Genomic DNA, 16883 nt, shown 5'->3' with positions numbered 1-16883 from the left:
GCCAGCCGACGCGACCGCCCTGGCCACCGGGCAGGCCATGTCGGGGTCACAAGTGGATGGCAGATCAGTCTCGGGGCCGAGGGCGCCGTTGGCTGCTCGCGGGCTTGGCTTCAGCCGGCAGCGTCAAGTTAACCTTTACGACTAGTTCCACTTCGAAAGCTACGGTAAGATATGGTCCCGCGCTACCCGATCCCCGACGCCTATCGCAGTTTAATGGATTGGAAAATACGTCTCTGAGTAGACTGAGGGTGGCGCGCTCCACCGCTTCGACACCCGAGATCTTCACCCGTCAGGCGTTGACTTCAGGTGCGCTAAACCGTAAGCCCCAAGCCAGCTCCAGTTGTTACCCTGATCCACGATTTCCGCAGCTTCATCCGTCTGTCCATCGCTGACAAGCAACTCAAGTAAGCGCCGTTCCGCGTAACCATCTCCTCTGCTGACCAGCCCTCGAAGAACGGCGCGTGCTTCATGCCGTCGGCCGCAGAGGTCGAGGAACACGGCGAGCCTTCGTAGTTCATAAATACCGCCAGATTGCGCATATAGCCGCAACTTTGCGAGCGCATCGTCAATCCGGTTCTCGGAAACCAGGGTTCCTATAAGTACCTCGGCTGCGAATATATTACCGTTGTCGGCTCGAGTGCTTAATTCGTCGATTTGGCCATGAGCTGCAAGCAGGAGGGAGAGCTTCCTTGCTGCCTGCCAGTTGTCGGTGCCAGCATCGGTCAGCTTTCGGTAAAGTGACTCAGCGTGAAATGCCATCCCCTTTTCGTAGGCGCTATCAGCTAACCGCATTTGATCGTACGGCCCGGCAATATTCGCCGTCAGGGCCTCCCATGCCAGGCGAGGCACAGCCTGGCCAGCTCTCTGTCTACTTAATCGTTGCAGTAGGAAATCAGTTACCGAATAACCGAGCATTGTTCGGCGGTCAGGGCTGGTGATGGCATTAATGGGCGCGGTAGCTCGATCCTGGGGCCGAGCTGCTGACGTCAAGTCATCGAGATTGACTAGGAACCAGCTATCGTCAGGATAGTGGCCTGGTAGATAAGCTCGAGATGCATCCAAGAGCAGCTTTGCGCTTAATGGTCCTTGAATTCCAAGGCGGCGGGCATCGACAGCAGCATCTACGATTGCACGCTGCTCCTTCGTTCCTCGCTCATATCGACGAACGATTTCCAACGCGCCTGAGAGTGCTTCCGTGACATTATAATCAGGGTTCTCCAGCGCAAGTAAGAGTCGAGGGTCAGCTACCGCTAGGCGTGCCGCCTCCCCGCGTTCTGCCAAGGTGAAGCTGTCGAGCGATATCTCCGTTAAGCGCCTACTCTCTAGGACGTCGAGTGCGGAAGGGTATCGAGGTCGATGAAATCCGTGAGTTGCATCGAATTCTGTGCTCCGGAGTTGGCGAGCATACTCCGGCCACAAGGTCGAGACGATCACGACAGGGCTTGGTGCCTCTAGCAACTTCCGGATGGCGGTAGCGGCAATGGGGGTGTGACCGGCCGTGAGATATGGACCCTCAAGGAAACGTTGCAATTCATCCAGCCAGATGATCATTGGTGGCAAATCGAAGTCGGCGTCAGCAATCGCGTTGATTAATTCTCCGTCGCCCAAGTCGGGTGCCAGGAGTGTGAAATCGGGAAGCATCATGCGACTCGCCTCATAAAGGAGGCGAGTCTTCCCGACACTCGAGTTTCCCACCAGCAGTAAGAAGCCGCCGTCTGCTTTAAATTCCAACAAGGCGTGGCAAGCTGCCTGAAACTTCTCCCGAGGAACGAAAAGTGGCAGCTCCGGATATGCTTCGATATGCTGCCTCGTCGTGCCCTTCTTCTTCGCTTGGTCTACTGCCGCCGCAACTGCGACCATTGATTCGCCCGGCCGAGGTGCCAACGATCGCAGATCGATAGCCGGATGCACGCCCAATGCAAGCGCATCAGCAGCACTCATTGGGGGCAGACTGCGCACCCTGCCGATGTGACTCTTCAGCCGATTGAAAGCTTTGTGGCCGCGTCCGTCGGTCGACGCCAGTTCCTCAGAAGGAAACCCCTGCCGTCGCTTGCGGAGTTGAATCCAGCCTAGAAAGGTTGACGTTAAGAGCGACAGTAGGCCGACTGCCATGCTCACGACGCTACTAATGCTGTCCTTCTGGGGTAGGTCTGCGCGCGCAAAGCTAACGATGGCATCGACAACAGGCGGAGCCCACCACCAGGCTGAGATTGCGAGTATCGCTACGAGCGTGAGCCCACGCCACGGCCAGCTATGGTCGCGACGAACCTTCGTGAGATCAAAAGCCATCACCACGACCATAGACCGGTGCCGCCAACGCGGCCTTGGCTGGTTCGCAGGATGTCAGAATTGATCAAGTCGGCTGACTGGCTGACAGATCAAGGCTGCCTGCTCGGCATCGCACTCTGCCTCGTGGATCGCCGCAGTCAGGTTCGTCGCGATCCATAGAACTGACCATCATCTGTCGGTTGTCCGACAGTCTGCTTCGGCGCTATGCCAGCTCGGGCTTGACCTGAACTCGTACCAAGTTACCGCGTCGGTCCCGGTGCCACCGCCTCCCGGACATGTCCGTGAAGCGGATCTCGATGACGTACCACCTGCCTCGGAGCTCTGGAGGGAAAGGGCGCGGGACGACGGAATCGGGACGTCGATACAACTCATGCCCCGTCACCAGGAAGTCGCCCGGCGGCACAAGCTCGAAAACCACCGTCTGCTCTGACTGAGCGTGATGTGAGATCGGAACGTACGTCAGCTGTAGCTGATGAACGGGGAGTGGGCTCCCGTTACGCACGGCTACACCCCACCTGATCGGTGAGGCCTCGTCCGTCGGTTCACTCAAGACGAGCGAGGGCCAGGCGGCAATGAGATCGGCCTGCGCTCGGGTGTCCAGGCGCAGTCGTCCTTCATCACGTTCACGCTCTACGAAAACGACCCGCCAGGCGGCGCGGCCAGCCCAGATAGCAGCGGCCAGAGCCGCCAAGGCGCTCAGTGCGCTGAGCCAACCTGGCAGATCGCCGAAGTCGACATCCTGGAAGTTCATACTCGACATGCTGCCACTTCAAGGCAATACGTGCTCCGTCCCGCTTGACGGCTAAGTGCTTCTGCAACTGCACCCCGAACGTCATCCGAGCTGCCACACCAAACCTGTTACGTGTTGAGCAAGTAGGCGACGGACGAGTCGACCTGTAGGCGGCATGTTGTTCACGCCGTATCCGCCCGAGGTGTTGCCCTGTGTTCGGTTCAAAGGGCGGGCGGGACGAACGAGCCGCCGGCAAGGTAAGCCGCAGCGCGCCGGTCGCGGGTGTGCATAGCCGCATGGACCCTTGCGGCAACGTTGTTGGGAAGCCGCTGTTCGGCCTCTTGGCGTGGGAAAAAGGCAATGTCCTCTAGCTCCTGTCCTGGCAAGTTGAGGTCATCGAGGTTGGCGATGGACCCGCAGTCGAACGTGAAGCTGATGATCGCGCGTGGCCGCTGGCCGGCGGGTGGTGCCCAGTCAACTACGAGCAAGTCGCCTACCGCCACCAAAATCCCCAGCTCCTCTCGAATCTCGCGGGCGCAGGCGTCGTGGGGGTATTCGCCTTCGTCGACATAGCCGCCGGGGAAGGCCCAGTGGTCGCGGTAGGTGGGTTTGACGAGCAGCACGTTGCCGTCTGGGTCGGTAATGAACGCTGCGGCGGCGGCGTAGAAAGACGCCAGGTTGGCGTACCAGGTGGCAGGCTCCGTCCAGGTCACGTCGGTGACGCTAGCGGACAGGCCTATGGTGGCTCCGGCCTTATGTCGCGGCGGGCGTGGCTGCAAGGGTATGCAGGACATCGTTGACCTGGGGGCACCCTCCTTGAGGGCCGAGCGTGACAGCGAATTCGTGGATGCGCTGCTGTACACGCCGCGAATGAACGCCCTCAGTGTGCTGCGCCAACTTCCGACCCCAATCACAGGCGGCGTCGGTGTTCCCGGCGCGGGCATGAGTCACTGCGACCAGGGCGGTGTGCAGAGCCCGCGTCCGAGTGTTCTGGCTGCCGAGAGTTAGCGCGTCGGTAGCGTGTCGAAGGGCCTGCGAGTACAGGCGCAGGTCGCCCAAGCACCTGAGTGCGGCGCCAGCGAGGTGGGCCGGACTGAAGTAGCTGACCCAGCGCGGGCCGGTGTCCGCGCCGATGCGGTCGAGAGCCCGCTCGGCTCTGGCAAGCGCGAGCTGGCAGGCACGTCGCTCACCTGACTGCCCGTACGCGGTGGCGGCGGTGGCGTGTAGTCGAGTGAGCACCGCGGCTGGTGCACCGCCTGCGCCGTCGATGGCCGCTTCGGCGAGCCGGATCGCCTCCCGGGTGTGACCCAGGTGCACGGCCTGGGTGGCGAGATTGGCCAGCAGGTGAGCGCCGTAGAGGCGATCGTCGGCGGCCTTGGCGAGCCGCAGGGCGATGGTCACGTGCTGTTGGGCGTTGGCTTGGTCGCCCGCGTCATACGACATGAAAGCGAGCTGGCCGCACAGCGTCGCGGCCGCTCGCATGAGGTCGCGACCCACGGCATCCGTGTAGGTGCCGCGCAGCATGAGAGTGACCTGACGCACGAGGAAGTCCGCCAATAGAACCCGGATGCGCGGCGAGCCGCTGCCGTGACGTCGGTCGAGGTCGGTGAAGTGATCCGCCAGGGCGTACAGCGACTGGACGTCGGTGAGGCTGACTGGCTGCCGACCGCTCCGGCTCAGTGTGCCGTCGGGCGGGTCATACCGCCACCCGAGCGCAGCTTGTTCAGCTTTTCCGCTGTCGAATGATCCGCTGGCTTGCTCGTTGATGTGCTTACTGAGCGTCGCCCAGATCCGCTCGGCAGTATCGATCGTCCCATCGACGGTCGCCGGGTAGACGCAGGTTCCGATGCCGTCTGTCGCGCCGAAACCCAGTTCCGTGACGGCAACAGGGCGGCCGAGCTTGCGGCCTAAAATTTCGGCCATCGCGGCCTGGACGTGCTCGCCCGGCCGGCGGCCGCGTAACCACCAGTAGACGCTGGCGGCGTCGTACCGCCAGACGCCCTGGTCGCGGCCGGCGTGATTGAGCTGGCGAGCGAAGGCAGCGTGAGCGTTGCCATAGCCAGCGGCAAGCAACAGCCCTTCGAAAGCGGCGTTCGTCACCGGTCGCGCCATGGGTTCGCCTCCACGCATCAAGCCAACTACAACCAGTGACGAGCCTATGGGTAGACCTGGTCCTATGGGGACCCACGCAACCCTGCGCAACCCACGTCCTGAGCAGCGCAATGGCACGCATCGCTTGCCATCTGGTCCGTCCCTCGGCGGCTGACTTTGCTGATCACAGGAGTTCATAGGCGGCGACGGGGGAAACGCCGTCGCGCCCAGTTGACGGAGGTGAGCGTGCGCGGCGACGAGACGGCGAGTAAGGGTGAGCAGGCTGAGGCGGCCGAGCGGGAGGCTGCCAAGCAGCGCCTCCTGGATCAGGCCGAGGCGGAGCGTGTACCCGTGGACGACACGACCCGTGCGGTCCCGGACCGGCGGTGGCGGCGTGAGCAGCGATGACCTCCCTATCGGACGACGCGTCGCCGGTTGGCGGGTGCGACGGTCGATGACGCAGCAGATGCTTGCCGATCGGTTGCGCAGATCGAAGAGTTGGGTGGACAAGATCGAACGCGGCGTTCGTCCCCTGGACCGGTACTCGGTGATCCAGGAGCTGTCCCGCGTCCTGAGGGTCGATCCGGAGGTGCTGCTCGGTCAGCCGCCCAGCGCCCCGGCGAGCACCCCGGCCGGAGTGGACGACATCAGGGCGGCGCTCGCCCGCTACGACACCCCGCCGACCCCACCACACATGCACGAGCTGAGGCGTCAGATCGGGCACGCCTGGTTGGCTTACCAGCACGCGCACTACCCGCAGTTGGTGCGGGCGGTGCCGAGCTTGCTCGACGCTGCCCAGGGTGCACGGTCGCCGGAGGTGCTGGTGCAGGCGTACCGGATCACCGCGCTGTTACTGGTCAAGCTCGGCGAGGCCGACCTCGCCTGGTTGGCCGCCGACCGCGCCGTGGGAGGTGCCCAAGACGACCCAATCCTCGCGGCGACAGCGGCAATCGCGGTGGCGCAGGCGCTACGCGCGTCGGGCCGGGACCGCCTGGCCCTGTCGGCGACCCTCACAGCGGCCAACCGAACCCTTCCACCGGCACTCCACGTCGGTGACCAAGAGGTTTGCGGCACTTTTGGAGATCAAAGTCGACGCAAACCTCTTGATCACCGGGGCGAGGGCGATCAACGAGGCAGGGGAGAGCGCCGGGGTGATCGCAGAGCGTGGGCGGTGGGTGGGACGTTGCTGGTCCAGGCCGCCCTCGCCGCCGCCGGCTGCGGCGAGCACCGCCGCGCCGCCGAGCTGATCGACCGGGCCGCGGGCGTCGCCGTCGACCTGCGGGGGTACGACGAACCGCATGGCACCAGCTTCGGGCCGGTCACTGTGGAGATGGCGCGGGTGCTCCTCGCGGCGCAGCGGGGTGACGCCGATGGCGCACTGGCACGGCTTGTGAGCGTCGTGCGGCGGGAGGTGTGGCGGCGGTTGCCGGTCGAGTATCGGGGTGCCTACCTGCTCGACGCCGCGCGGATCTATCTGCACGCCGATGACCTGCGCGGGGCGGCGAGGGCGCTGGTCGACGCGGACAGTGTCGCGCCGGGTGAGGTTCGGGGGCGGCCTCTGGCGCGTACTCTCATCGCTGATCTTGCTCGTGCGAAGCCGGCGCCGGCCGGTGTGGCGCGACTGGCGACGCTCGTTGGGATTACCCGGTGACGGACTCGCGGCGGCGCAGGTCGTCGGCGGGGTTGATGGTGCGGACGGGGTCGGGGACCGGGCCGCGTCGCCGCCACTCGCGCGGGTAGCCGAGCGAGACCTCCTGGAAGCGGACGATGGCGTGCCGCTGTTGGTAGCAGGAGGGCCGTCCCATTCCTCACCGTACGACTCCGGCAGTGCACCTGGTGGTGACGGTCTGGAGGGCGTCGAGGTCGTGGCGCAGGTGCGCCACACGGGCTTCGGCCTCAGCAACCAGCGAGTCGGAGACCCGCGCCCAGTCCTGCGCCGACGGCTTCCCGGGTAGAGCCTGGAAGATGGTGACGATCTCCCGAACTGTCAGCCCTACTCGCTGAGCGAGTCGGGCGAACCCGATGCGACAGGCCGCGTTTTCGTCGAACCGACGCTGGTTCCCAGTGGTTCGGCGCGCTTGGATCAGGCCTTGTTCTTCGTAGAAGCGCACCGCGGACGGAGCGACGTGGCTCGCGTGTGCAACGTCTTTGACGGTGAACACGAAAGATGGCGGGGCCTGCGTAGTGATGGTCATGTCCCCAACATGCTGCAGCACGCTCTTGACTTCAACCGTCCTTGAACGTCAAGCATCAGTTGTATGCAGCTCCCAGGAAACAACGGTGCCCCGACGGCCGACGCCAACCAGGTGGCCGCGTACTGGACGCGGTTGGCGTACGAGTCCATCATCCGGTTCACCCGCGCCGAGCAGGCCAAGCGCGGCTTCACGCAGCCGCAGTTCTGGATCCTGCGCCACCTCTCTCCTCACGACCTCGCGCCTCATGACGGCGCAGCTAGGACCATTCCCCAGCTTGAGCACGCCATGACCGAGTACATCCGCCCCGACGACGACCTCGCGAGCGAAGCCGAGGTGCTCCTCAGCCGCGGATGGATCCACGCAGATCACGACGGCAACCTACGAATCACAGACGCCGGCGAGGCAGCTCGACTGCAGATGAAGCAGTCCGCTCCCGAGATCCGGTCGCTGATCCATCGAGGTATCGATGACGCGGACTACGTTGCGGCGCTGACAGTGCTGCAGAAACTCATCGCCAACACCACCCTGGCACCAAAGACGGAAGCCTGAAGCTTGAGTGAGAAGCGCTCGGGCCTGCGTGGGACGGCGCGGGCGTTGGGCGACGCGGACAGCGTCGCGCCGGGTGAGGTTCGGGGGCGGCCTCTGGCGCGTACTCTCATCGCTGATCTTGCTCGTGCGAAGCCGGCGCCGGCCGGTGTGGCGCGACTGGCGACGCTCGTTGGGCTTACCCGGCGACGGACGTGCGTCGGTGTACGTCGTCGGCGGGGTTGATGGTGCGGACGGGTCGGGGACCGGTCCGCGTCACCGCCACTCGCGCCTTCGCCAGGAGGCGGGCTCCTGCGGGTCGCCCTCAGCCGCGAGGGCTGAGGAAGTCGGTGATGAGAGTGGCGAGCTCCTGTGGGCGTTCGGCGACCATCGCGTGGCTGGCGCCGGCGAGGTGCCGCACCCGCAAAGACGGATTGTCCACAGTGGCAAGCCGTTCGGCGGTGACCTTGCGGTACGCCTCGTACAGGTTGTGAAACGGCTGTTGTTCGGGCAGGTCCTCGGTGGCGAGGACGAGCAGCAGCGGGCAGCGGGCGTCGCGGTAGGCGGGCATCAGGTCGAGGGAGTCCATGGCGTCCCGGAGCTGCCGGGTGAGGTCCGGGGCGGGCCGCAGCTGACTGCTGCCGTCGTCGCCGGTTACGAGGTTGCGTTCGAAGGCCGCCACCCACTCGTCGGGTGCGGCGCCGTAACGCTGGGCCATGGCCCGCTGCCCCGCACGCATGGCGGCCACCTGTTCAGCGGTCAGCGGTTCGGCCAGCATCGCGGCCATCCCGTCGAAGACGGCCCGCAGCTTGGCCAGCTCGGTCTCGGCCTGCTCCGGATCCAGCCCGGCGAGTTGGTCCGGACGGTTCAGCGGCGGATTGCCGTCGAAGCTGACGACGCCGGGGCACTCCGGGTGACGCTGCGCCCAGAGGGTGGCGAGCATGCCGCCGAGGGAGACGCCGACCACTGCTGGGGAGGCGAGGCCGAGGTGGTCGGTGACGGCGGCCAGGTCGGCCAGTACGTCGTCCCAGCGCCACGGGCCGTCTCCAGACCGGCCGTGACCACGCAGATCGACGGTGACCACCCGGTGGGTCGGGCGCAGGTGCTCGGCGAGGGTGGCCATCTGGGCGAGGTTGCCGCCGGCGCTGTGAAGGAGCAGCAGCGGTTGTCCGGGTCCACCGAAGTCGCGGATCGCGATGGGCACGGACCCGGAGTCGACAAAGGTCTCAGGCACGTCTGGTTCCTTCGTTGAGCAGTCGGTCGCGCACGGAGGCGGAGCGCACGCCGCCTTCGGGGTGGCGCGCGAGCTTGTCGCGGGAGACCAGGTCGTGGACGCCCTGGCGGGTGATACCGAGCATGGCGCCGGCCACCGCGTACGACACGGATTCGGCGCTCGGGTGGCCGACCCGTCGCGCGACGGCCTGGCCGAAAGGACTGCGCCACCAATCGATGGGCGGGTCGAACGGCCCGTCCCCCGGGTAGAGGGTGGAAATCGCGCGCACGACCACGCCGACGGCGGCCCGGTCGTCGCCGCTGACGATCGTGGTGGCCCAGGATCGGGCCCGCTCCCGGATGACGGCGCGCAGCGGGTCGATGGCGTCATGGCCGTCGACAAGGATTTCGAGGGGGTCGAGCAGGCGGATGTCGATCAACCGGATCAGATGCTCGGTCAGTTCCTCGTCGGTTGGCGCCATGCTGCCTCCTCCGCTACTTGACGCCCATCGTCAAGTACTTGACGTCGAGTGTCAAGCGCGATGGCGTGAGCACCGTGGGCGGTGCGCGCGACCGGTGCCCCGGCACTTCCATAAAGACTGAATATAAAACTGCTATGCTTCGAGTGTGAGTCATCACGACACCACTCCTGGCGCGTCCGCCGCCATCGGGACAGCCCTCTACGCCCTGGCCACAAGGGCCGCGAGACGCCTGCCCCGGGACATGAGCCTGACGTCCGCCGCCACCCTGGCCACCCTGGACAGGACCGGCCCGCGGCGCATCACCGACCTGGCCGCGGTCGAGGGCGTCACCCAGCCCGCGATGACCACCCTGGTCCGGGTGATGGAGGAGTCCGGCCTCGTCGAGCGGCGCAGCGACCCGTCCGACAAGCGGGTCACGCTGGTGTGCCTCACCGAGGCCGGCGCCTCCTATGTCCGGACGCGCCGCCAGGCGGGCGTCCACGCGTTCGAGCGATTGATCGGCGAGCTGACCGGCGACGAGGTCGAGGCCCTGGTGGCGGCCCTTCCGGCGCTGAAGCATCTGGCAGAGCTCGAAAGCCAGGACCGCGAAGGGCCGAAGCAGTGACCGGGCAGCCCGTCGGTGGGGGCGCGGTGCAGGCGGTCCCGGTGGCACGTTCCGAAACGCCGCTGCTGGTCCCCGCCCTGGTGTTCATCGCTCTGGTCGTGGCGGCGGTCGCCAGCCTCGGGACGCCGCTCATCACCAGCGTGGCGACCTCGTTCCACGTCTCGCTCGGCAGTGCGCAGTGGACGCTGACCATCGCGCTGCTCAGCGGCGCCGTCGCCACACCGGTCCTGGGCCGGCTCGGAGCCGGCCCGCACCGGCGGGCCACCATCCTCGCCACGCTGGCTGTCGTCGTCGCGGGCAGCGCGCTCACCGTGCTGCCGTTGCCGTTCGCGTGGCTGCTGGTCGGCAGAGCGGCCCAGGGCGTCGGGCTCGGGCTGACGGCGCTGATGATGGGCGTGGCCCGGGACCACCTCCCCGAGGAGCGCGGCGCGGCCGTGATCGCCCTGATCTCGGTGGTCTCGATCATCGGGGCCGGCGTCGGCTACCCGCTGGCCGCACTGCTCGCCGAGCTCGGCGGGGTACGGGCCGCCTACGGCCTCGGCCTGGTCGTCACCGCCGCCGCCCTCCTGACCGCGTGGCGCTCCATGCCCGAAGCCCCCGAAGGCCGCTCCGCCCACGTGGACGTGGCAGGCGCTGTCGTCCTGGCCGCTGCGTTGCTCCTGGTGCTGTTCCTCGCCGGCGAACGCAATCTGTGGAGCCGGCACCTCGCCGTGGCGGCGGGCCTCGCCGTCGTCGCGGTGGTGCTGCTCTGCGTCTGGGCCGTCATCGAGCTGCGCAGCACGACGCCTCTGGTCGATGTGCGGGCGGTGCGGCACCCGGCGGTCGCCGGGGCGAACCTCGCCATGTTCGTCGGCGGGATCGGCATGTACCTCCTGCTTACGCTCATCACCCGGTACGCGCAGACGCCGCACGGCGCCGGCTACGGCTTCGGGCTGACGACCTTCGTCGCCGGGCTTGTCCTCATTCCGTTCTCGGTGCTGGGGTTCGTCGCCGGCAAGCTCACGCCACGGGTCCGGACGCGGATCGCCGACCCCCTGCTCCTGGCTGGCAGCGCCGTCGTGGTCGGCGGCGGGTTCGCCCTGTTCGCGGCGGCCCGGTCGGACCTGGCCGAACTGTTCGTGGCGATGGGCGTGCTCGGCTTCGGCGTCGGCGGCTTCTCGGCCGCGATGCCCGGCGTCATCCTGGCCGTCACCCCCAAGAGCGAGACGTCGAGCGCCATGAGCTTCAACTACGTCGTCCGCAGCGTCGGGTACTCCCTGGGCAGCGCCATCGGCGGCCTGATCCTCGCCGCGGGCACCGGCCCCGGCCACCGCTTCCCCGACGACAGCGCCTACACCACAGCGGCGGTGGTCGGCATCGGCGCCATGGCGATCACGACCCTGGCAAGCCTCGCTCTCGCCCGCCGACGCTCGTCCGAGACCAACCCGTAAGCCTGATGCACTCATCCCCACACTGGAGGTTCCATGCCCAAGGGCTACTGGGTCAGCGCCTACCGCACCATCTCAGACCCGGAGAAGCTGGCTGCCTACAACGCGCTGGCCGCTCCGGCCGTCGCGGCCGGGGGCGGTCGGGTCCTCGTCCGTGGCGGTCGGGTCGTGGCGCATGACGCCGGCATCGCCGAGCGCACCATCCTGATCGAGTTCGACAGCTTCGCGCAGGCCGTCGCGGCGCACGAGAGTGCGGCCTACCAGGAGGCGCTTGTCGTCCTCTCCGACGCCGTCGAGCGCGACTTCCGCATCGTCGAGGGCATCGACTGACCGACCGTGATGTCGGCGCGGGCGCCCAGCCTGCCTGGTCCAAATCGGTTGTTCACTCGGTAGCCGCTGGTTACGGTGCCTCGCGTGCCTGGCGCGGATTGGCGGTGAGGCGAGTGGCGACGAACAAGCCGCCGTTCAGGATGAAGGCGATGCTCAGGCTGGAACGCGGCACCGCGACCGCCGCCGACACTTTGCGCCGCTACGCTCCGCTCGCCGACGAGCTCGGCGCTGACGGGATCGACATCGACGTCGACCGCGCGGACCTGCTGCTGTCGGGCTACCGGGTCGCCAGGAACGAGGAACGCGCCATGCACGCCCTGGCGCAGCCGCTGCTGCACCGCTTCGGCTGGCGCGATCAGGATTTCCGCTACTCGCGCAACGTCCGCTACGCCGAGACTCTGGTACCCACGTCCGGGCCGCCCGCCACCCGCCTGGTGATCGATCGGGCCGACCAGGAGCTGGGCTGGGAGGGCGCGACCCACGGCTCCGGCCTCACCCCCGACCGCACCCTGGACATCGGGCCGACCGAGGCCGAGGTTGTCGCCCGGCTCTTCGTCACCGTTCCGGCGGACACGATCGCCGGGAGCGTGCAGGCGCTGGGGCCGTGGCTGACCCGCGTCGAGCCGGCCGCCGTCAGCGTGGACCCGGGCCGTGCGGCCCTGCTCTACCTCGCCCGCGCCGACCTGCGCACCGAGGCGGAGAGGCTGGGCATGGGCCCGGTCGAGACCGGCCGCATCGAGGCGGACGCCGAGCACGTCATCGAGACCGCGACGGCCACCGACGGCACGACCCTCTGGCTGCGCCGGGGCACCGACCCGGTCTCCCGGCACTGGCCCGGCATCATCGAAACCCGAGAGCTGGTCATCCGCGACTCCTACCCGGACTAGTCAGCTCACTACCCGCGGAACCACCCGATCGCCGGCGCGCTGGCATGGTCCGGCCGCAGCTCCCAAGGATGATCGCGGTGCCAGGCAGCAGCCGCGTCGGCATCAACCGGACCATGGGCACAAGCGGGCGTGTGCACGCACCCAGGCCCACCCACCACTGCCACAAAATCGCGGTGCTCCGCCCACTCCGCTCGTGCCTGCTCCTCGGAGATCGCATGGAGCACGTAGCAGCGCCGTTCCTGATCAACGGGACAGTCGCGCTCGTCCGCAACGGCGATGAACCAGTACTCCCGGCCGTCGAGCAGCGCGAGACCATCCAACGGTCCGTCGTAATAGTCGGCGAACCACAGCATCTGCACGCCGGTCATCTCCGTCAGACCGTCCAGCACGGATGGCTCATGCACCGATGCACCGTATACATCGCCCCGAGGGCTGGCGGATGGTGCTGCGGGTCAGCCGGCTAGCGCGGCGCCGATCGCCCGCACCTGCGCCGGGGCGACCGACGCCCAGTAGTCGCCGTCGTGGCAGCCCACCCCGATGGTCACCACCTCCGGGTCGGGCAGCCGGTCCCGCAGTGTCTCGACCGCGCCCGCGAACGGGTCGGCCGCGCCGATCGCGATCCGCACCGGCAGGCCGGCGAACTGCGCGGCGCGGGCCGTCACGTCGTACCGGGCCCACTCGTCGGGACCGTCGAACGCGCCGGCGTTGACCCGCTCCGCGTCGGCGTACGAGCGGAAGATCGCCGGTGATGTGGCAACCACCGTCCGGAACCGGTCCGGATGGGTCAGCGCGGCGAGCAACGCGCCGTATCCGCCCATCGACCAGCCGGCCACCGCGACCCGGTCGGTACGCAGGCCGCGCCCGGCCAGCAGCGGCAGGAACTCGTCGACGAGCATGCCGAGCGGGTCGTCGGTGGCGTGCGGATGCCAGTAGCCGTCCCCGCCGTCCGGTGCGGCCAGCGCGAACGGGGGCACCCCTGCCGCGAGCGCGCCGGCCAGGAACTCCGGATACCGGGCGGCGGTGACGGCGGAGCGGGCGTCGGCCGCGTACCCGTGCAGGGCCAGGCAGACGGGTAGCCGGGCGCCCGGGGCGTACCCGGGTGGGTAGGAGATGGCGAAGGCCACCTCCCGGCGGCGTGCCGCCGAGCGGAAGCTGCCGGTGACCGGCGGTTGGGGTGTGCCCTGCGGCGCGGTCGGCGGTGCGGCGTCGCAGCGGCCCAGCGCGTGGTCGAGCACCGACCGGCCGGGCAGCACCTCGGCGTCGACCAGGGCGATGCCGGCCGCGCCGAGCGCGGTGACGCCGCCGCCGGCGGCCACCAACTGGAGGATTCGGCGTCGACTGATCGGCATCCGGTCACCGTAGTCGCTGCGCTCAGCTCAGAGGGGTGTTGAACTTGAGGTTCGGTGGCGGCCGTTGGCGCGTACCCTCATCGCCGATGTCGCCCGCGCGTAGCCGGCGCCGGCCGGCGTGGCGCGGCTGGCGTCGGTGGTCGGCCTCACCCGCTGACGGACTCGCGTCGGCGCAGGTCCTCGGCGGGGTTGATGGTGCGGACGGGGTCTGGGACCGGGCCGCGTCGCCGCCACTCACGCGGGTAGCCCAGCGAGACCTCCTCGAACCGGACGCCGTCGTAGAACGTGGTGCGGGGGATGTGCAGGTGCCCGTAGACCATCGTGGACGCGCCGAAGCGTAGGTGCCAGTCGCGGGTGCGGACGGTGCCGCACCACTGGGCGAACTCGGGGAACCACAGGACGTCGGTGGGTTCGCGCACCAGCGGGTAGTGGTTGACCAGCACGGTCGGCAGCGCCGGGTCGCGCTCGGCCAGCCGGCGTTCGGTCTCGGTGATGCGGGCGTCGCACCACGCCTCCCGGCTCGGGTACGGGTCGGGGTGCAGCAGCGCCTCGTCCGTGCAGACCACCCCGGCCGCGTACGCCAGGGCCAGCGACTCCTCTTTGGTTCCCGCCTGGGGGACCCGGAACGTGTAGTCGTAGAGCACGAAGAGCGGGGCGATCGTGGCGGGCCCGCCCTCGCCGTCCCACACCGGGTACGGATCCTCCGGGGTGACGACTCTCAGGCGCCGGCACAGCTCGACCAGCTCGCGGTAGCGGGTCTCGCCGCGCAGGTGCTCCGGGTCGCCGGGTGGCGTCCACAGCTCGTGGTTGCCGGGCGCCCAGACCACCCGGGCGAAGCGGTTGCTCAGCAGGCCGAGAGCCCACTCGATGTCGGCGAACCGCTCGGCCACGTCACCGGCGACGAGCAGCCAGTCGCCGGGGTGGTCCGGCCGGAGCTCCTGGACGAACGCGCGGTTCTCCGCGTAGCTGATGTGCAGGTCGCTGACGGCTCGCAGCCGGGGCGAAGGGCTCACGCATCGAGGCTAGGCCGCCGCGGCCGGATCGGGGCACTCCGATCGGGTCGCGTCGCCGGCCGACCGCTCAGCAGAACCAGCCGTCCTGCACCCAGCCGCGTCGGTTGATGTACCCGTAGGCGAAGCCGTAGACGTAGCCGCCGCTGCGGGGACCTTCGACCAGGAACGTCTGACCCGCGTAGAGGGTGCCCATCCAGGCGCCGTTGGGCTGCGTGCGGACGAACAGGTCGCTCGCGCACACCGTCTCGCGCTGACCGATGGTGCCGTTGGCGGCCTGCGCCGGTGCCGGCGCGGCGAGGGTCGCGGCGACGATCCCGGCCAGCACGCCAGCCGTCACCCGGGCCCTCACCATGAGTCGTACCCGCCGATGCACTCGGAGCGAAGGTAACCCCAGTCGTTCGGGCCGAAGTCGAAGGTGGCCGCCCACCCGTTGTAGACCGGATGCGCGCCCGGGGTGTGGCCGATCTTGTTGCCGTAGACGAGCGTGCGCTTCAGGCCGGTGGGGCCGCCGGCGGAGTCGTAGTTGGCGTAGAAGCTGGCGCTCTGGCAGATGACTATGGCGTGCCGTGGCACCACCGGGTCGGCCTGCGCCGGCGTGCCGCCCAGGGCGGCCACCGCCGCTCCGACGGCCAGCGCCGCGGGGACTTTTCGAAGCATGCCCACCTCCCGTACGCCGAAACTTTCCTACCGGCGACCCTACCGACGAGGTTGATAAATGTCGATGCCGGGACCGGCCGTCCGGAGCGGGCCGGCGGGCCTGGGCGACGGCGCTCGGCCGCATATCCGGCGACCCGACGGGAAAGCGCGGGGCGTCCGACAGCCCATACCGGAGCAGGAGAAAAACATGCCTTTCATTACCGTGGGGACGGAAAACTCCGCACCCATCGACCTGTACTACGAGGACCACGGATCCGGTAAGCCCGTGGTGCTCATCCACGGCTTCCCGTTCAACGGGGCAACGTGGGAGAAGGAAACCAGCGTGCTGCAGAACGCCGGATACCGGACGATCACCTACGATCGACGCGGTAACGGCAACTCGGCGCAGCCGGCCTTCGGCTACGACTACAACACGTTCGCCGCGGACCTCGACGTGCTGATGACCGAGCTGGACCTCAACGACGCCACCCTGATCGGTCACTCGATGGGCACCGGCGAAGTCGTCCGCTACCTGGCCAACTACGGCTCCCAGCGGGTCAGCCGAGCCGTGCTGCTCAGCCCGCTGCAACCGATGTTGGCCAAGGCCGACGACAACCCCGAGGGCGTCGACCGCAAGCTCTTCAAGGGCTTCCAGGACGCCATCATCAAGGACCGCTTCGCCTATCTGACGTCGTTCTGCGACGCGTTCTTCAACCCGGACCAGAACATGGGCAAGCGGGTCAGCGAAGAGGCGTACCGGGCGCACTGGCAGATCGGCGCGATGGCCTCCGGCAAGGCCACCCACGACAGTGTGGACGCCTGGCAGGAGGACTTCCGGCAGGACCTGCCGAAGATCAATATTCCGGTGTTGATCGTGCAGGGTGACCAGGACCGGGTGCTGCCCTACCCGGTGACCGGCCAGCGGCTCGGCCCGATGATGCCGACCGGCACGCTCATCACGCTCAAGGGGGCGCCGCACGGCATCCCGTGGACGCACGCCGACGAGGTCAACAAGGCGATCATGGACTTCATGAAGCAGCCGGCCAAGGCTCGCGCCTGAGGGGTACCGGTAGCCGATCGGACGCCAGCGTCACGATGACGCTGCGGCACCCG

19 protein-coding genes and 1 pseudogene are annotated in these 16883 nt (G+C 67.9%); 8 read left to right on the top strand and 12 right to left on the bottom strand.

The genetic code is table 11. From position 1 onward, the window contains the following. Positions 1 to 282: 282 nt before the first annotated feature. From AB0B97_RS10010 to AB0B97_RS10000, 3 genes are all read right to left on the bottom strand, one after another. Positions 283 to 2112, bottom strand: a complete 1830-nt coding sequence (locus AB0B97_RS10010) for a hypothetical protein (protein WP_357492280.1) — start codon at positions 2110 to 2112, stop codon at positions 283 to 285. A 1128-nt stretch (positions 2113 to 3240) separates the two neighbouring features. Beyond that, positions 3241 to 3732 carry an NUDIX hydrolase gene (locus tag AB0B97_RS10005; RefSeq protein ID WP_357492278.1) on the bottom strand — a complete coding sequence of 164 codons (492 nt, stop codon included), beginning with the start codon at positions 3730 to 3732 and terminating at the stop codon, positions 3241 to 3243. A gap of 40 nt (positions 3733 to 3772) precedes the next feature. Then, on the bottom strand, positions 3773 to 5131 hold the full coding sequence (locus AB0B97_RS10000) for a hypothetical protein (protein ID WP_357492276.1): 1359 nt from the start codon (positions 5129 to 5131) through the stop codon (positions 3773 to 3775). Positions 5132 to 5356: 225 nt separating this feature from the next. Between AB0B97_RS10000 and AB0B97_RS09995 the strand changes: the two genes are divergently transcribed. Then, positions 5357 to 5518, top strand: a complete 162-nt coding sequence (locus AB0B97_RS09995; RefSeq protein ID WP_357492274.1) for a hypothetical protein — start codon at positions 5357 to 5359, stop codon at positions 5516 to 5518. Then, positions 5454 to 6761, top strand: coding sequence for a helix-turn-helix transcriptional regulator (locus AB0B97_RS09990; protein ID WP_357492272.1), 1308 nt, complete (start codon positions 5454 to 5456; stop codon positions 6759 to 6761). The genes AB0B97_RS09995 and AB0B97_RS09990 overlap by 65 nt, the downstream gene beginning before the upstream one ends. Here the strand turns inward: AB0B97_RS09990 and AB0B97_RS09985 are convergent. Next, positions 6751 to 6876, bottom strand: a pseudogene (locus tag AB0B97_RS09985) (metallophosphoesterase); the annotation flags it as partial. The gene AB0B97_RS09990 and the pseudogene AB0B97_RS09985 overlap by 11 nt on opposite strands. Before the next feature lie 42 nt (positions 6877 to 6918). After that, positions 6919 to 7305, bottom strand: a complete 387-nt coding sequence (locus tag AB0B97_RS09980; RefSeq protein WP_357492270.1) for a MerR family DNA-binding transcriptional regulator — start codon at positions 7303 to 7305, stop codon at positions 6919 to 6921. Positions 7306 to 7368: 63 nt separating this feature from the next. Here AB0B97_RS09980 and AB0B97_RS09975 point away from each other — a divergent pair, with 63 nt between their 5' ends. After that, on the top strand, positions 7369 to 7854 hold the full coding sequence (locus AB0B97_RS09975) for a MarR family transcriptional regulator (protein WP_357492268.1): 486 nt from the start codon (positions 7369 to 7371) through the stop codon (positions 7852 to 7854). Positions 7855 to 8155: 301 nt separating this feature from the next. Here AB0B97_RS09975 and AB0B97_RS09970 read toward each other — a convergent pair whose 3' ends face one another. Then, the gene (locus tag AB0B97_RS09970; protein ID WP_357492266.1) at positions 8156 to 9064 is read right to left on the bottom strand and encodes an alpha/beta hydrolase; all 909 of its coding nucleotides are present in this window, start codon (positions 9062 to 9064) and stop codon (positions 8156 to 8158) included. Continuing rightward, a complete protein-coding gene (locus AB0B97_RS09965) occupies positions 9057 to 9524 on the bottom strand; it encodes a hypothetical protein (RefSeq protein ID WP_357492264.1) in 468 nt (155 codons plus the stop codon). The genes AB0B97_RS09970 and AB0B97_RS09965 overlap by 8 nt, the downstream gene beginning before the upstream one ends. 241 nt (positions 9525 to 9765) lie before the next feature. Here AB0B97_RS09965 and AB0B97_RS09960 point away from each other — a divergent pair, with 241 nt between their 5' ends. From AB0B97_RS09960 to AB0B97_RS09945, 4 genes are all read left to right on the top strand, one after another. Continuing rightward, complete coding sequence (locus AB0B97_RS09960) at positions 9766 to 10128, top strand: MarR family transcriptional regulator (protein WP_357492262.1); 363 nt, start codon at positions 9766 to 9768, stop codon at positions 10126 to 10128. A 41-nt stretch (positions 10129 to 10169) separates the two neighbouring features. Further along, complete coding sequence (locus AB0B97_RS09955) at positions 10170 to 11558, top strand: MFS transporter (protein ID WP_357492260.1); 1389 nt, start codon at positions 10170 to 10172, stop codon at positions 11556 to 11558. A 33-nt stretch (positions 11559 to 11591) separates the two neighbouring features. Beyond that, positions 11592 to 11885, top strand: a complete 294-nt coding sequence (locus tag AB0B97_RS09950; RefSeq protein WP_357492258.1) for a DUF1330 domain-containing protein — start codon at positions 11592 to 11594, stop codon at positions 11883 to 11885. A gap of 113 nt (positions 11886 to 11998) precedes the next feature. Next, a complete protein-coding gene (locus AB0B97_RS09945) occupies positions 11999 to 12772 on the top strand; it encodes a hypothetical protein (RefSeq protein ID WP_357492256.1) in 774 nt (257 codons plus the stop codon). Between the two features lie 8 nt (positions 12773 to 12780). Here AB0B97_RS09945 and AB0B97_RS09940 read toward each other — a convergent pair whose 3' ends face one another. The 5 genes from AB0B97_RS09940 to AB0B97_RS09920 all read right to left on the bottom strand — a co-directional run bounded on the left by AB0B97_RS09940 (position 12781) and on the right by AB0B97_RS09920 (position 15791). Continuing rightward, on the bottom strand, positions 12781 to 13176 hold the full coding sequence (locus tag AB0B97_RS09940; RefSeq protein WP_357492254.1) for a hypothetical protein: 396 nt from the start codon (positions 13174 to 13176) through the stop codon (positions 12781 to 12783). Positions 13177 to 13224: 48 nt separating this feature from the next. Then, complete coding sequence (locus AB0B97_RS09935) at positions 13225 to 14121, bottom strand: alpha/beta hydrolase-fold protein (protein ID WP_357492252.1); 897 nt, start codon at positions 14119 to 14121, stop codon at positions 13225 to 13227. Between the two features lie 146 nt (positions 14122 to 14267). Further along, positions 14268 to 15134 carry a metallophosphoesterase gene (locus tag AB0B97_RS09930; protein ID WP_357492250.1) on the bottom strand — a complete coding sequence of 289 codons (867 nt, stop codon included), beginning with the start codon at positions 15132 to 15134 and terminating at the stop codon, positions 14268 to 14270. Positions 15135 to 15201: 67 nt separating this feature from the next. Continuing rightward, entirely contained in the window at positions 15202 to 15471 is a 270-nt protein-coding gene (locus AB0B97_RS09925; RefSeq protein WP_357492248.1) for a hypothetical protein, read from the bottom strand. Between the two features lie 8 nt (positions 15472 to 15479). Next, positions 15480 to 15791, bottom strand: coding sequence for a hypothetical protein (locus tag AB0B97_RS09920; RefSeq protein WP_357492246.1), 312 nt, complete (start codon positions 15789 to 15791; stop codon positions 15480 to 15482). A gap of 187 nt (positions 15792 to 15978) precedes the next feature. Here AB0B97_RS09920 and AB0B97_RS09915 point away from each other — a divergent pair, with 187 nt between their 5' ends. Beyond that, positions 15979 to 16830 carry an alpha/beta hydrolase gene (locus AB0B97_RS09915; RefSeq protein WP_357492244.1) on the top strand — a complete coding sequence of 284 codons (852 nt, stop codon included), beginning with the start codon at positions 15979 to 15981 and terminating at the stop codon, positions 16828 to 16830. Positions 16831 to 16883 lie beyond the last annotated feature (53 nt).

Source organism: Micromonospora sp. NPDC049004 (assembly GCF_040649315.1).
In the GTDB taxonomy this organism is placed as follows: Bacteria; Actinomycetota; Actinomycetes; order Mycobacteriales; family Micromonosporaceae; genus Micromonospora.
Note: the sequence above shows the minus strand (reverse complement) of the source record. Positions and strands in the feature narration are given on the sequence as shown.